This is a genomic window from Vibrio sp. RE86 (assembly GCF_013114545.1).
Classification (GTDB): domain Bacteria; phylum Pseudomonadota; class Gammaproteobacteria; order Enterobacterales; family Vibrionaceae; genus Vibrio.
Genome location: NZ_VTXI01000018.1, coordinates 1 through 15900, shown reverse-complemented (window position 1 = coordinate 15900; position 15900 = coordinate 1). Strand labels below are relative to the sequence as shown.

Sequence of the window (15900 nt, the reverse complement as noted above, 5' to 3'; positions counted from 1 at the left end):
ATGGTTATTTTATACTAATAGCGCTCAGTTTGTTACCAGAGAAACGGGTCTCGTGATGGAGAGCTCTACTACTGATGGATTAGTAGTCAATGGTAAGGAAAAAGTCGGTGAAACGTCACAGTTGCGTGAATTTATTATTATTTACATCTGTGGGCTTTACAGCGCTGATTACAATGAGCATTAATAGGAAAACGTATTATTAAATCTCAGGATGAGACTCTTATGAATCTGACTTTCTTCAAGTCGCTGTATCGCATTCCTTCATCGTTTACTTTCTGTTCTACGATGGTTTGCAGCGCATTATTTACTACGTCAGTTACCGCATCGGACTTGCAAACGCAACGTGAACTGTACGACCAAGCCCAGTCATTGCTAGATTCAAGACAAGTGGCGGAGTACCAAGCTCTGCGTCCCCAAATTGCCAGTTATCCCCTCACTCCCTATGTTGATTATCGAAGTTTCCTTGTCAAACTAGGAGCGCGTTCCCCTCAAGAGGTCGAAAACTTTATTGAGAGCCATCAGTCTTTTCCTTTTTCTGGTCGAATACGTGCTCCTTATATTGACGCACTCGCTGCAAAAGAGGATTGGCAGCAGATCATTGAGTTTCAGAGAGTAGAGCCAAGAGGCGAAACATACCAATGCCACTACTACAACGCTCATGCTCAGGTGGGAGATAAGAAACTCGCATTTGAAGGCGCAAACAAGCTTTGGCTCTCTGGACAAAGCATTGCTGATGCGTGTGACCCACTGTTTGAAGCTTGGGATAAAGCAGGACTGAAAAGCGACGACAAGATATTAGAACGCATGTTATTGGCGTTTGAAGATCGCAACGGGCGTATGGTCAGTTATCTCGCTAAACAAGTGAAATCTGAGCAAGCTAAGCAGCAAGCTCAAAAAATGAAAAATGTGTTTAATCAGCCTGAGTCGGTTGCGAGTTTTGCTAAAAAAGGTGTTGTGAATGACTTCAATCGTGAGCAAGCGGTTTTAGCATTAAAGAAGCTAGCTCGAAAAGATGTGAGACAAGCGCAAAGCGTATTTGAGGATGTTGTCAAAGCTCAGCAGCTAGATAAAGAAACGAGCCAAAAACTCGCGGACTATATCGCTTTTCGCTTGATCAATACTGATTCGGAAGAACTCGCTAAGTGGCGTGATACGCAGATTGAGACCTCCAATAGTACTGTGCTGATTGAGCGTCGAGTGCGATTAGCGATTCAACATGCGGACTGGGAGTCCGTCGCGAATTGGATTCAGAAGCTTCCTCAATCTAAGCAAGAGAGTTTACGTTGGCAGTATTGGTTAGGACGAAGCGAAATGGAAGTGGGTAGTCGCACCGCAGGTAAGCAGCGAATGGAGGCTATCATTGGCCAGCGCAACTTCTACAGTGTGGCGGCGGCAAAAGAGTTAAAGCGCTCCATTGAATACCCAACGTCAGTTATCTCCCTCAATAAAGCTTTGATTCAAGAGTATCAAACAGACTTAGTTCGTATCGAAGAGCTGGTTGATAGAGATAAGATTGCTGCAGCCAAAAGTGAATGGACTTGGCTATTACGCCGAGCGGATAAAGAACAAAAAGAGATGTTAGCTGCGTTTGCCTCTTTTAAAGGCTGGCATAACCTAACGGTGACAGCGAGCATTAAAGCGAAAATGTGGGATAATTTGCATATTCGTTTCCCAGTAGCTCATCGCTGGTGGTTTAACTTTTACGCCGACAAGCACAGCATTGACCCTATCACGTTAATGTCTTTAGCAAGGCAAGAAAGTGGCCTCGATATTGAAGCGCGATCCCCGGTTGGAGCTCGAGGTATCATGCAGATCATGCCATCGACAGCCAAATATACGGCGAAGAAGTATAAGCTGACGTATCAAGACAGCGGTGATCTTTATGAGGTGGGTAAGAATATCGAGATCGGCAGTCACTATTTTGATGGACTTCTTGAGCAATACGATAACAATCGAATTTTCGCTTTGGCAGCGTATAATGCAGGACCTAATCGAGTGAAAACTTGGCGTTCACGAACCCAAGGTAAATTAGATGCTTATGCGTTTATTGAAGCGATTCCATTCAAGGAGACTCGAGGGTATGTTCAGAATATCCTGATGTTTGAAACCTATTATCGAGAAGTTCTCGGTGTGGATGGCGCATTCTTAAATCAGCATGAGATTAACACCAAATATTAACGAGCAGCTGATAGATGTCATTGGAACCAGAATATAAAGACTGGCAGCAGATCTTAGATTTGATAGGCGACAGTAAAGAGTCAGACCAGCATGAGATGCTATTGACGATGTTATTAACCCCTGATGAGCGTGATGCCTTGGTCGCTAGAGTGAATATCTTCCGCGAACTGCTTAAAGGCGATTTATCACAAAGGCAGATCAGTCAGATGCTTGGTGTAGGTATTGCGACGATAACTCGTGGCTCTAATGAGTTGAAGTCAAAGAGTATCGAAGAAAAACAAGAGATCGCTCAGTTGCTTGAGCAGAAATAGAAAAGAGGTGCGATTAACGCACCTCTTTTTTTGTTATTCGTTACTAAAGATTCGCAGGAAAGTGCTCTGGATTCACAAAAGGTATGAGCGCCAGAATCAAAGCTTGGTGATAGACCGAGCTACGCGTAAGCAGGTCATGAGTAAGCAGACTGATCGCTCCGCCTTTTTGCTTGATGTTATCAGTAGCAAACACTTCATCCATAACATCGCCAAGTTCGTTGGCATGCTTGAGCTTTTCAATCACAATCGGAGGAAGCATTAAGCTGGCTGAGCGAGATTCTCCGCGATGTGTATTAGACTCAATTACCATCCAAGCAAAGGTTATAGATCCTTCAATGCCTGCCTCTAATCCCACGTAGAAATCTCCGCTATCATCAGTCGCTTTTGCATTAGCAACACGATTGATAGCACCTGCGTGAGTTTCCTCATTGGTCATTGGTTGATCAGCGACACCACTAGGTACACTGAGCCCAACAAATTGAAACTCTTCTTTACGAAATGAGGCCTCAAATGCGCTCTTCACAGCATTGATTTTGGCTGGGTTAAGCGAAGCTACAATAACCTTCTTCACTGACATCAAGGTTTCCTTTATGACTACTTGGTTGAAACTTTAACTGGGCTAAAGAGAGTGGAGGTGATAAGTGATAGCCTTGCATATAGTCACACTTATTATCCGCCAACCACTGATGCATCTCTTTTGATTCAATGCCCTCGGCGGTTACCATCATAGATTGAGAGTGGCAAAGGTCAACCAAAGGCTTAACCACTTGTTGATTACCGGTTTTGATCAGTGTCTCTAAGAACTCTCGGTCAAATTTAATTTTTTGCACTGGGTACTCAACAAGCTGAGTGATAGATGTATATCCCGAACCGAAGTCATCAATGGTTAGTTTGAATCCCATTATCGACAGCTCGTGCAGCAGAAGGTAGCTCTGAGAGTCTGACGCAAAGGTTTCGGTAATCTCAAAATCGATCAACTCAGGGGTGATCGGATAGAGCTCCATCATCGATTGGATATCACTCGCCAGCTGCAAAGAGTCGAGTTCAGCAGAAGAGAGATTGATCGATAGATTGATCGGGTGCTCGAAACAATCTTGCAGCTTGTTAAAGTCTTTGAATGCTTGCTTAATTACCCAGCGGTCAATCGTACCAAACAGGCCTATTTGTTCGGAAATAGGGATAAATTCACTGGGTGTAACTTTTCCTAGCTTTGGAGAATCCCAACGTAGTAGAGCCTCGACACCTTGTATGGTCTCACCACTACGGTCGAAATAAGGTTGGTAGAGAAGAGTAAACTCGTTTTCTAGATCGCCATTACGCAGTGCACGTTCGACTTGAGTGCGTCGTCTAACAACTTCATCCAACTCTTTTGAGTAGTGAGCAATTTGGTTTTTACCTGCACGTTTCGCTTGATACATCGCAGTATCTGCATGAGAGAGTAGCTTAGCAAGGTCTTGGCCATCTTCAGGGTAAGAAGCAATGCCAATACTCGCGGTGACAGGAAAACGACCGATAGAAGCATGTGCATTGTTTTGAATCGGCTCGAGCACTGAGATTGCGAGTTCGTCTGCATATTGAGATAGATGATCAGAGGCAACAAAAATAGCAAACTCATCCCCGGATAAACGAGAAGCCAAACATTTAATGCCGTATTTCTTCTCGCTTTCCATGCTGATCTCTTTGATGTGTTCAGCGAAGTTTACCAGTAATGAGTCCCCGACATGGTGGCCGTACTTATCGTTTACGTACTTGAAGTTATCAAGGTCGATGTAAAGGATTGACGCGTGTCTATGGTGCATTTTATTCGCAAGAGTACGCTCTACATAGACCTGAAATTGATAGCGGTTTGCTAACTGAGTGAGGTGGTCATTTTCCGCCATCGCCTTGGTTTTTTGATAGCTTGAGTTTAGCTCTTTATACATGTCGTAAAAGCGTACAGAGAGTCGTCCTATTTCGTTGTCGCTCTTCAGTTTTTCAATATTGGAACGTCGGTGTTGCTCAACATCCTGAAGCTGCCTATCTAAGTGTGTAATGGGTTTGATGACATGACGATAGAGGAGAAACAAGAGGATCAACACCGTGACCAGTGACGACGCTCCAAACGACATTAAAAGCCTTTGTTCGATATTGGCCAGCTTCTGTGTTGTGAGGTATTGGGCAGGGTCTAAAATCGCATAGAGCCCAGGCTTAAGCTCGACAGATTGCGCAAGCCCTGACTTGATGACGGGCTCTGCAGAAAAGAAAATGCTGCTGTCATTATCGAATTCCAGAATGTGTTTAAGCTGGTCGAATTTTTCCAAAGAGAGAGAAACAACAATAAAAAAGATCTCATCTTTGTTGTAGCTCAAGGGAGAAACGAGTGTGCTCTTATCTAGCACGTCATAGCGCACTAAGATACTTTGCCCTTGGTAGCTTTTGGCATACCCGGTGTGCGAGGTTTTCCCCGTGCGCTGATAGATGTGGTCGACGTACTTCAGGACGTTGTCATCCAAGGTTGAAAAAGGATCGCTCTGATTGTCGGCGTAGAATTTAACATCTCTATTATGATCGACGATCGCGACGGCAATATCATCTTGCTTGTTGGGCTGCAAATTTGCGATGGTCGCTTGCAGATTATCGATTAGCTTCATTTCTCGGTAAGGGTTTTCAGGCTGACCGAAATAGTTTCTGATGATATCGCTTTTTGTTAGCGTTAATGAGTAGCTGTTGATCAGTGCCATGGATTGACGAAAGTGACCGGCAAGCTTTTCCATTGAGAGTTGCAAATAGCTATTTTCGCGCTTGATGAGTGCGTCTTTTTGACTGATGTATATGCTATAACTTGAAACGGCTGCACTAAGCAGAATCACGGGCGCAACGAGTAACAAGACTCTAGTATTTAGCTTCATGGCGTTTGAGTAACTGATTAATTATCTTGGTTCTAAGGCTTATATTTTCTGCCGAGAGTTCACTATCTATTCTGGCGTTATTGATGCGCTCTTTTGATGGGAACAATGATGAATCATTTAGATACCAATCCGGTAAAAGTTTTATCGCACTTGCATTCGGAGTAGCGGCTTTAATATCGATTGCATTTTTTGCAGCAATTTTGGGATCCATTAGGTATTCCAAAAATGCCTTTGCTGCGCCTTTTTGCTCAGAGTGAGTACTGATCGCTAAACAATCCACCCATAGAAACATCTCTCCATCTGGGATAGTAAAGTCCCATAAGTCATTGCCGAAGAAGCGGTTCAGTGAGTATTGGTCTCCGCTATAGGCTAGAGACATCTGAAGCTGATTTGGATTGGATTGGCTGCGAATATAACTGAGGATATATTCGTAGGTAAGGACGGTATCGCTAAAAGACATCACTTTTGAATAAGCAGACTGCATATCTGCCGGATTTTCCGTTGTCGGGGGGATTCCTAGGCTGTAGAACACAGGAAGAAAGGTTTCCGTGCTGTCATTGATCATGCCTATTTTTCCAACCAGTTCGTCTGGTGGATGGATGAAGTCAGTCCACGTTTCAGGTGGCGAGTGTACAATGTCTTTACGATAAGCGACGCCAACGCTGCCCCAAAAGTAGGGAATCGCATAGTCACCGCAGGCTTGATTCCATTTGGCGTCATTGTGTGAACGATTGTCCAAGTGCGTTAAGTTTTCAAAAGCGCCAAGCCGTCCGTATATCTTTGCTGAAACGTTATCTAAGACGACAACATCAAAAGGCAATTGGACACTTTTCATCATCAGCAGGCTGCGTTCGTCGTCGTTATCAAAATGAGACAGAAGTAGAGGGGTGGCTGTTTTAGATTCCCAATTGGCTCTGATTTCGGGAGATAGAGTATCTTCCCACATATAGATTTTGAGAGGGGTTTCGGCAGCAAAGAGTTTGCTACTGGCAAAAATTAATAGTGATAAGAACGAAACTCTCATACTGACTAGGACTTACCTTATAGATGGGCTGGAGTGTGAGGCTTATCAGAGTCAGGAAAAAACGGCTGACACAACACTAATATGCAACTTAATATCTGTAAGATAGTAAGAATATTAATAAATTGTGTCAGCTTTGGTGTTGGATTTATTTGAGCTGTGTAGATTTATTTATTGTAATTTTACTGTCGTTGGTTTCACATTTTCAGTTGGGTAACAACCTAGAACTTTCAAATGTTTAGTGATTTTAGTCAACTCATTGAGTGCTTGTTGCATCGCCTGCGAGTCTAAGTGTGCCTCGAGATCGACATAAAACATCTCTTCCCACGGGTTCCCCATAATTGGACGAGACTCTAGTTTTGTCATGTTGATACCGTAACGTTGCAAAACAAGTAGGGTTTCCACTAGAGAGCCAGCTTGCTGGGACGTTGACATGATCAACGTTGTTTTCGCAGGAATTTGCGCAGACACTTCTACTGGTTTACGCGCAACAATGATAAATCGCGTATGGTTTTCTGTTTGATTCGCAATATTACCTTGGATAGCTTGGAGGCCATACAATTTACCACTTGATGCGTTACCAATCGCAGCGACATCAGAACGATTCATCTCTTTAACTTTCTGCATGGCATCCGCAGTGCTTGCGCAAGACTCAAGGGTTACCCCATCTAATTTGCTCAAGAATTCACTGCATTGAGCGTGAGGTTGAGGGTGTGAGTAGAGCGTTTTGATATCTTCAAGGCGTAGCTCTGACGTTGCAACCAGACAATGTTCAATAGGTAATGTCATTTCACCGACAATATAGAGAGTCGTGTGTTGCAGTAAATCATAGACTTCATTGATTGAACCTGAGCTTGTGTTCTCAATCGGGAGTACACCATAGTCAGCATGTCCAGATTCTACCGTATTGGTTACCTCTTTGAATTGGCTACAGTTCAACTCGATAAGCTCAGTATTTTTTCGGCTGAAGTATTCACGACTTGCGAGATGTGAATACGATCCTTTTGAACCAAGGAAAGCGACACGAGCAAGAGGTTTACGGCTCAACTCGGGGTTGGCTAAGTTTTGTAGGTAAGACTGCTGCAGTAGTACGGAGTCTTCGATAATAGTGTGGAATAGCTTAGTGATGTATTGAGCGTCAAGTTGGTACTTTTGTTGCCCATTATTGATCAGCTTAACCAAAAGTTGCTGCTCTCGCTCTGCATCACGTACAGGCTTAGAGGTTTGAACTTTACTCTTTGCTACTTCAATACTCATTTGACGACGCTCAGATAGGAGTTTTAGCAGTTGATCGTCGAGCTCATTTAAGCGTGAGCGTATTTCTTCAAGCGAGTATTTTTGGTCAGTCATCCTAGTATTCCTCATAAAAAAAGCCTCCCTTTGGGAGGCTTTCTGTTCGTTTTTGACTTATCTTTCGAAAACGAGAGAGCCTCCAAGCCTAGTGGAGAAAAAAGAAGTCAAAAAAGAACAGAGTGGTGTTTTGCATAACAATTGGCTTTGTAGTGAATCTTTAAACACAATAAGCATCCGAGTATGGAGCGTCAAGCAAAAAAATAGCGCCGTTTGGCGCTATTTTTTGAATCCTTCTCGATTTGAGTTTTATTCTACTTCTTCTTCAAGCTCTGGTTTCTCTGCTCGGCGAGCTTCAGGCTTGTGGCGTAGCTTGTTTAGCTGACGTTCTAGTTTCTGTTCTACCTCGTTAACGGCAGCATATAAATCTTCGTGTGTCGCTGAAGCGATAAGTTGGCCTTTTGGTACCGTAATGACAGCTTCGAATTTCTTCTGTTTGTTCGGCTCCTCGCTGAAGCTTGCCTGACAGCCAATAATGTCTACTTGCCACTTTTCTAGCTTTTTAAATTTGCTCTCAATGTGAGTGCGGATTGCAGAGGTGATTTCGATGTTTTTACCAGTGATGTTTACTTTCATAGATGTTTTCCTCTGTGTCTTCCCTCATGGGTTAACTCCAGATTACTTATCTGATGGTAAAATAATGTGATCCAAATCACCTTATTGCGGGTGGTTTTTATGGTCGAATTTAAACGTGATCTATCTCAAATCTTGTGTCTATTTTCACTAGAAAAAGCTTGTCTCGCTAGAAAAACTCATTAGATTGGTAGAGGTAACTTACTAAAAATCAACTGCTTTTTAGGGGGCTTATACGACCTTATAAAAATAGATGGTCAGTATCTATACACCCCGTAAATGTGAATTGAATTCCAAATCTTCTCGCGATTTATTTCTCACCTTCAAAGTCTATATGTTTTATTAATCTTCAATGCCGGAAGTTAACTTTACTGGGCTGTTTTTCGATGTTTGCTGTTCTCGGGTTTGTTTTAGCGCATCGAGTTGCTTGTAAATGACAAAGTAACGATTGATGTTTGATACATAGTGGACAGGCTCTCTACCAATATTTCTTCTCGTAATGATTTCTACATTTCGAAACCAACGATTTGGATCGTAGCCATTTTTTTCTGCAATCCGTCTCATCTTGCGAATATTGGCTGGACCTGCATTGTACGCGGCGAGAGCAAAATAGACCTGATCTTCAGGCAAGATATTCTCATCACTGAAATAACGATCTTTGATAAAACGCATGTATTTCACCCCAGCATGAATATTGTTCTCTACTTCATATATGTCGGGAATATTAACGTTGGGGTCTTTGGCGGTACTTGGCAAAACTTGCATAACCCCAACCGCCCCTTTATGCGAAACTTTACTTTGATCTAATCCCGACTCTTGAAACCCTTGTGCCGAGATCATCAACGAGTCGAATTCATATTGATCAGAATATTGTTCAAATATCGGCGTTAATGCTTCGAGTTTATTGACCTGCTTGGGGTTCAATACTCTCTGCAGCCAAGTTGTGCTGTTGAGGTACTTACCGTAGATAACATTGCCGAGTAATGTCCCCGATCGGTAATTTTTCAGGTACTGGTTAACATAGGCTTTTAGTTTTGGGCTGTCTTTTCGCATCGCCCAAGCTATCTGCCCGTTTTCTCTTAACGGAATATTGTCGTGGAGCTGGATATTGGTCATAACTTTTAACCACAATTCTGCTTTGTGACTATCAAGCACTGTTCCTGAAATGTGCTCTTGATTGACCATTTCGACTAACTCAATATCCTGAAGTGTCTCTTCAACGAAGCGGATAATGACTGGCGGCAATCCTTTTTGATCGAGCTGTTGATTGAGCTTTTGTAAACTTTCGAAGTAACTAGAGCTAGGTCTAACCCACAGTTCTTTACCACTGAGTTGATCAAGGCTTTCGATAGGAGGGGAGTCTTTATGGGTAACCACTAGTTCTTTTACTTTACTCAGAACAGGATTGCTGAAGTCCACACTCATTGTTCTTGCTGGTGTGATTGTCAGGTTTGCCACGACCAAGTCTCCAAACCCATTTTCTAATGATGGGAGCAGTTCGTCTCGATGAACCGGGATGACTTGCAAATTAAAATACGATGAACGCTGGCGGAGTTCTTTTTCAAAATGATAGGACAGTTCGGCCAATATACCTTTGGGTTTGCCCCCTTCGACATAGTAAAAACCTAAATCAGCGGCGACTAATATTCTAATGGCGCCTCTTTTTTCGAGTTCAGGCAGATCACCGAAGTAGGGCTTTTTCTCTAGCGGTGAAAGAGATAGCGCCCAAACGTGGCTAGCACAAGTCAAAAAGAGAGAAAGAAAGAGAAGAAAACGCAGCATAGAGCACCTCTGAACAACATGATTAAAATGTAGTCACAAAGTCCAGCGGGTGCAAAATTACCCAACAAAAAAACGCCTCACGTAATGAGGCGTTTTATCTTATGTTGTAACAAGTTACTGAGGGTTTAGTTCAATCATCTTCTCAGTGCGCTGAATGGCATCTTCAAGATTGAGTTGCTTGTAAGCTTCAAGCTGAATGTCTAAAGACTTACGTGCCGCTTCAGTATCTGGGTAGGTTTTCTGTAACTCTTGTGTACGGTTGATCGCTGCAATCCACGCTTCGCGACGCAGATAGAAATCCGCAGTCGCCAAATCATATTCGGCTAATCGGTTTTTTAGAGCGTACATACGTTTTTGCGCATCTTCTGCATAAGGGCTGGTTGGATAGCGCTCCAATAGCCTTTTGAAATCAGCGAATGCTTTTTTTACGGGTTCAGGATCTCGATCACTACGGTCTACGTTGAAAATATCATGCATGAAGTTACGATCTTGCGCCATATGCGTTAACCCTCGCATATAGAGAACCCAATCAAGCTTCTCATGGGTTGGGTTTAAGCGAGTGAAACGTTCAATCGTAGCTAGTCCCAGCGCCAAATCGTCATTTTTGTAGTAGGCATAAATAAGATCGAGCTGTACCTGTTCTGAGTAGGCACCAAATGGATAGCGAGAATCCAGAGCTTCAAGTCGTTCGATTGCGGTTAACCAGTTACCACTTTGAAGCGATACCTGTGCTTCTGAGTAGAGCTCAGATGGTGGCACGTCTGGAACAATTTCTTCGCTGCTTGAGCAGCCAACCAGTACGGATAATGCCAACAAGCCAGATAAAGTATGCTTTTTCATGTCAGGATTCGATTCCTTGAGATAAATATTTCAGTTGCTGCCGTTACTTTCTAATCAGTAACAGATACAATGTTCAATAGTATATTTTTCCACAGTAGTGACAATTAGTCTCACTGTTTTTAAAAAAGTTCGATATGGCTCAGCAGATCACATTAACAGACACAGTAAAAAGCAGCCAGTTAGGTCAACGTTTAGACCAAGCTGTTGCTGAACTCTTTACCGATTTCTCTCGTTCTCGTATTAAAGAGTGGCTTCTTGGCGGCAAAATCCAAGTAGATGGCGAAGTTGTTACTAAACCTCGTATCAAGGTTATGGGCGGTGAAGAAATCATCCTGCAAGCGGAACTTGAAGATGAAGAACGCTGGGAAGCACAAGATATTCCTTTAGATATCGTTTATGAAGATGACGATCTCTTGGTGATCAATAAACCACGTGGTTTTGTTGTCCACCCAGGTGCGGGTACTCCAGATGGTACCGTGCTTAATGCACTGCTTCATCATTATCCAAATATCGCTGAAGTACCGCGTGCAGGTATCGTTCACCGCCTAGATAAAGACACGACAGGCCTTATGGTGGTAGCGAAAACAGTACCGGCACAGACGCGCTTAGTTCGTGCTCTACAGAAGAAACGTAACTTTATACGTGAGTATGAAGCTATCGCTATTGGTCGTATGACGGCTGGTGGTCGAGTAGAACAACCAATCGGTCGTCATTCGACTAAGCGTACTCTCATGGCTGTTAGTCCAATGGGTAAACCAGCGATTACGCACTACCGAGTAGCAGAGCATTTCCGCGAACATACACGTATCCGTCTGCGTCTAGAAACGGGTCGTACTCACCAAATCCGTGTTCACATGTCTTACTTGCAGCACCCGCTATTAGGTGACACTGCTTACGGCGGCCGTGCTCGTATCCCTAGTGGCGCATCAGAAGAGCTAGCGAACCATATTCGTAGCTTTGATCGCCAAGCGTTGCATGCCGTTATGCTGAAATTTGAGCATCCTATTACAGGTGAAGACGTAGAGTTTCATGCTCCTGTGCCAGATGATATGGTCGAAATGGCAGAAGCACTTCGTCAAGATACGCAAGAGCACGGCTTAAAAGACGAGTTTTAAGTATGGAAATCATTATCCCTAACTGGCCAGCACCTAACCGAGTAAAAGCGTTTGCCTCGACTCGTTGTGGTGGTGTTTCGCAAGGTGTCTATCAAGGGCTTAACCTTGGTACTCATGTTGGGGATGATGTTCAATCCGTGCAACAGAACCGTTTATTGCTTCAAGAATATGCAGATATGCCTGAAGCGCCTATTTGGCTTAACCAAACACACTCTAATGTTGTTGCTCAAGTTGATGCACCAACGATAGAGGTGCTTGATGCTGATGGCGCGTTTACTGCCGCGTCAGGTGTTGTTTGCTCTGCTATGACGGCGGATTGCTTACCTGTGCTACTAACGAATACTCAGGGTACTCAAGTGGCCGCTGTTCATGCAGGCTGGCGCGGCCTAGCTAATGGTATTGTTGAAAATGCGGTAGAGAAATTCGACAGCGAAGTCATGGCTTGGATTGGCCCTGCCATTGGGTTTGATGCTTTTGAGGTAGGTGAAGATGTTGTCTCTGCTTTTACCTCGATAGTGCCTCAAGCTATTGATGCTTTTAAACCGAGAGAGCAGCAAGGCAAATGGCTAGCGGACATGAACTTGCTCGTTACTCAGCGTCTTGCGAGATGTGGCGTGACACAAGTCTATTACAGCAATCTATGTACATACGAAGATGCTGAAAGGTTCTACTCCTATCGCCGAGACGGTATCACTGGCCGACAGGCAACTTTTATTTGGATTGAAAACTGATCATCTATTTTCATAATAGAATCCAACCTTATCCCCTTGAAAATCTCCCTCTGCGTATCCATCTTTCATACTGATTAATTATATTTTCTCAGTTGAGGTAGGAAGGTAGGTATGCGTCTTGACAGATTTACTAGCAAATTCCAAATCGCTATATCTGACGCTCAATCACTCGCGTTAGGGCGCGATCATCAATATATAGAACCAGTGCACCTAATGGTGGCATTAATGGATCAAAACGGCAGCCCAATACGTCCGTTATTGACCATGTTGAATGTCGATATCACGCATTTGCGCTCTAAACTTAGCGAAATTCTAGATCGTTTGCCTAAAGTCAGTGGTATTGGTGGTGATGTTCAGCTCTCAAGCGCAATGGGCACGATGTTTAACCTGTGCGATAAAGTGGCTCAAAAACGTCAAGACTCCTATATCTCTTCTGAAGTATTTCTCTTAGCTGCTCTAGAAGATAGAGGGGCATTAGGTTCGCTTCTAAAAGAGTTAGGCCTAACAGAAGCTAAAGTGACTGAAGCGATTGATAAAGTTCGTGGCGGGCAAAAAATTGATGATCCTAATGCCGAAGAGCTGCGCCAAGCACTAGAGAAATTTACTATCGACCTGACCGAACGTGCAGAGCAGGGCAAGCTTGACCCTGTAATTGGTCGCGACGACGAAATTCGACGAACAATTCAAGTGCTGCAGCGTCGTACCAAAAATAACCCTGTCATTATCGGTGAACCTGGTGTGGGTAAAACCGCGATTGTTGAAGGCTTAGCTCAACGCATTATAAACAATGAAGTGCCAGAAGGGTTGCGCGGTCGTCGAGTACTTTCATTAGATATGGGTGCGCTGGTGGCAGGTGCTAAGTATCGTGGTGAATTTGAAGAGCGATTGAAATCGGTATTGAATGAGTTATCTAAAGAAGAAGGCAACGTCATTCTATTCATCGATGAAATACATACGATGGTTGGCGCCGGTAAAGGTGAAGGCTCAATGGATGCCGGTAATATGCTAAAACCTGCATTGGCTCGTGGTGAGCTTCATTGCGTTGGTGCAACAACATTAGATGAATACCGCCAATATATAGAAAAAGATCCGGCACTGGAGCGCCGATTCCAAAAAGTCATTGTCGATGAACCAAGCGTGGAAGACACCGTCGCTATTTTACGTGGGCTAAAAGAGCGATACGAATTACACCATCACGTGGAAATTACCGATCCAGCTATTGTGGCTGCGGCAAGTTTATCGCACCGCTACGTGTCTGACCGTCAGCTACCAGATAAAGCCATTGATTTGATTGATGAAGCGGCTTCAAGTATTCGCATGCAGATTGACTCTAAGCCAGAGTCCTTAGATAAGCTTGAGCGTAAAATCATCCAGCTGAAAATTGAGCAGCAGGCATTAACGAACGAGCATGATGAAGCGAGTGAAAAGCGTCTTACGATCCTAAATGAAGAGTTAGTGGAAAAAGAGCGCGCTTTTGCAGAGCTAGATGAAGTTTGGAATGCTGAAAAAGCCGCACTCTCTGGTACTCAGCATATTAAGGGAGAGTTAGAGCAGGCCAGAATGGATATGGAGTTTGCGCGACGTGCAGGTGATCTTAACCGAATGTCTGAACTGCAATATGGCCGTATTCCAGAATTGGAGAAGCAGCTCGACCTCGCGACTCAAGCGGAAATGCAGGAGATGACACTGCTGCGCAACAAGGTGACTGATAATGAAATCGCCGATGTGCTGTCTAAGCAAACGGGCATCCCAGTGTCAAAAATGCTTGAAGCTGAAAAAGAAAAACTGCTGCGAATGGAAGAGGTTCTGCACAAGCGGGTAATTGGGCAGACTGAAGCGGTTGAAGTTGTTGCAAATGCGATTCGTCGAAGTCGAGCTGGTTTATCGGATCCGAATCAACCGATTGGGTCATTCCTATTCTTAGGCCCAACAGGTGTTGGGAAGACAGAGCTTTGTAAAACGCTGGCGACCTTCATGTTCGATAGTGAAGACGCGATGGTTCGTATCGACATGTCTGAGTTTATGGAGAAACATTCTGTAGCGCGATTAGTGGGTGCGCCTCCTGGTTATGTTGGCTACGAAGAAGGTGGTTACTTAACTGAAGCGGTCAGACGTAAACCTTATACTGTGATTCTGCTTGATGAAGTAGAGAAAGCTCACCCAGACGTGTTCAATATATTGCTACAAGTGCTCGATGATGGTCGATTGACAGATGGTCAAGGTAGAACGGTCGACTTTCGTAATACAGTAGTCATCATGACATCAAACTTAGGGTCTGCCCGTATTCAAGAGAATTTCTCGACACTTGACTATCAAGGAATGAAAGAACAAGTAATGGAAGTTGTCGGCAAGCATTTCCGACCGGAGTTTTTGAATCGAGTTGATGAAAGTGTGGTATTCCACCCGCTCGGACAAACTCACATCAAGTCTATCGCTTCTATTCAACTGAACCGACTTTCAAAACGTATGGAAGAGAAGGGATACTCCCTAGAGGTTTCAGATAAAGCACTCGATTTAATCTCGCAAGTTGGCTTTGACCCAGTGTATGGTGCACGACCATTGAAAAGAGCGATCCAGCAAAGTGTTGAGAACCCGTTAGCGAAAGCGATATTGGCTGGCAAAGTTGTACCGAATAAACCCGTAAAACTGTTGGTTAACAACGACCAGATTATTGCGCATCAATAAAATTCGATGTTAAGGAATAAGATAAAGGGGCCTATTTGGCCTCTTTTGTTTTAATTTTACCCTTATTGGTTGTTTGGTGAGCGAACAAATCAAAAAGCGCAGTTATTTGAAATATAGGGGTTGCGCTTCAATCCTAACTCCCTATAATGCGCCTCCGTTGTCACGGGAAACCGAGCGAATTAGCAATGACAATTGAGACGGTGAAAGTTAGTAACTAACTTTCGAAGAAATAACGAAAAAAGTGTTTGACACTGTGAGTTATCTCGATAGAATGGCCGTCCGTTTTGAGTAAAGCCCAAAACGAAGTTCTTTAAAAATATAGACCTATCAATCTGTGTGGGCACTCGTTGATGATAATCCAATTAGATACTTCGGTATCAAATTAGGTTTCAATGAAACGAAGTGACCAACGAGTCGCAAGACTCA

Annotated in this window: 12 protein-coding genes and 1 other annotated feature; of the genes, 5 read left to right on the top strand and 7 right to left on the bottom strand. The window is 43.6% G+C overall.

The window, feature by feature from the left end:
* Positions 1-222 precede the first annotated feature (222 nt).
* Positions 223-2178 (top strand): murein transglycosylase, encoded by a 1956-nt coding sequence (gene sltY / locus F0231_RS15950; protein ID WP_171760696.1) that lies wholly within the window; start codon positions 223-225, stop codon positions 2176-2178.
* A 14-nt stretch (positions 2179-2192) separates the two neighbouring features.
* Positions 2193-2489, top strand: a complete 297-nt coding sequence (trpR, locus tag F0231_RS15945; RefSeq protein ID WP_171760695.1) for a trp operon repressor — start codon at positions 2193-2195, stop codon at positions 2487-2489.
* Between the two features lie 43 nt (positions 2490-2532).
* Here trpR and yjjX read toward each other — a convergent pair whose 3' ends face one another.
* From yjjX to bamD, 7 genes are all read right to left on the bottom strand, one after another.
* On the bottom strand, positions 2533-3066 hold the full coding sequence (gene yjjX, locus F0231_RS15940; RefSeq protein ID WP_171760694.1) for an inosine/xanthosine triphosphatase: 534 nt from the start codon (positions 3064-3066) through the stop codon (positions 2533-2535).
* Positions 3032-5377, bottom strand: a complete 2346-nt coding sequence (locus F0231_RS15935; protein ID WP_171760693.1) for a bifunctional diguanylate cyclase/phosphodiesterase — start codon at positions 5375-5377, stop codon at positions 3032-3034. The genes yjjX and F0231_RS15935 overlap by 35 nt, the downstream gene beginning before the upstream one ends.
* A complete protein-coding gene (locus F0231_RS15930; protein ID WP_171760692.1) occupies positions 5361-6401 on the bottom strand; it encodes a spermidine/putrescine ABC transporter substrate-binding protein in 1041 nt (346 codons plus the stop codon). Before F0231_RS15930 ends, F0231_RS15935 begins: the two co-directional genes overlap by 17 nt.
* A 168-nt stretch (positions 6402-6569) precedes the next feature.
* Positions 6570-7748 (bottom strand): prephenate dehydratase, encoded by a 1179-nt coding sequence (gene pheA / locus F0231_RS15925; protein WP_171760691.1) that lies wholly within the window; start codon positions 7746-7748, stop codon positions 6570-6572.
* A 13-nt stretch (positions 7749-7761) separates the two neighbouring features.
* Positions 7762-7882, bottom strand: a sequence feature (Phe leader region).
* 115 nt (positions 7883-7997) lie between these two features.
* Positions 7998-8324: a ribosome-associated translation inhibitor RaiA gene (gene raiA, locus F0231_RS15920; RefSeq protein ID WP_171760690.1), complete on the bottom strand. Its 327-nt coding sequence runs from the start codon at positions 8322-8324 to the stop codon at positions 7998-8000.
* 339 nt (positions 8325-8663) lie between these two features.
* The gene (locus F0231_RS15915; protein ID WP_171760689.1) at positions 8664-10103 is read right to left on the bottom strand and encodes a lytic transglycosylase F; all 1440 of its coding nucleotides are present in this window, start codon (positions 10101-10103) and stop codon (positions 8664-8666) included.
* Between the two features lie 114 nt (positions 10104-10217).
* Positions 10218-10943 (bottom strand): outer membrane protein assembly factor BamD, encoded by a 726-nt coding sequence (gene bamD / locus F0231_RS15910; protein ID WP_171760688.1) that lies wholly within the window; start codon positions 10941-10943, stop codon positions 10218-10220.
* Between the two features lie 134 nt (positions 10944-11077).
* Here bamD and rluD point away from each other — a divergent pair, with 134 nt between their 5' ends.
* From rluD to clpB, 3 genes are all read left to right on the top strand, one after another.
* The gene (rluD, locus tag F0231_RS15905; protein WP_171760687.1) at positions 11078-12058 is read left to right on the top strand and encodes a 23S rRNA pseudouridine(1911/1915/1917) synthase RluD; all 981 of its coding nucleotides are present in this window, start codon (positions 11078-11080) and stop codon (positions 12056-12058) included.
* Positions 12059-12060: 2 nt separating this feature from the next.
* Positions 12061-12789, top strand: coding sequence for a peptidoglycan editing factor PgeF (pgeF, locus tag F0231_RS15900; protein WP_171760686.1), 729 nt, complete (start codon positions 12061-12063; stop codon positions 12787-12789).
* Positions 12790-12900: 111 nt separating this feature from the next.
* Complete coding sequence (gene clpB, locus F0231_RS15895) at positions 12901-15474, top strand: ATP-dependent chaperone ClpB (RefSeq protein WP_171760685.1); 2574 nt, start codon at positions 12901-12903, stop codon at positions 15472-15474.
* Positions 15475-15900: the final 426 nt, after the last annotated feature.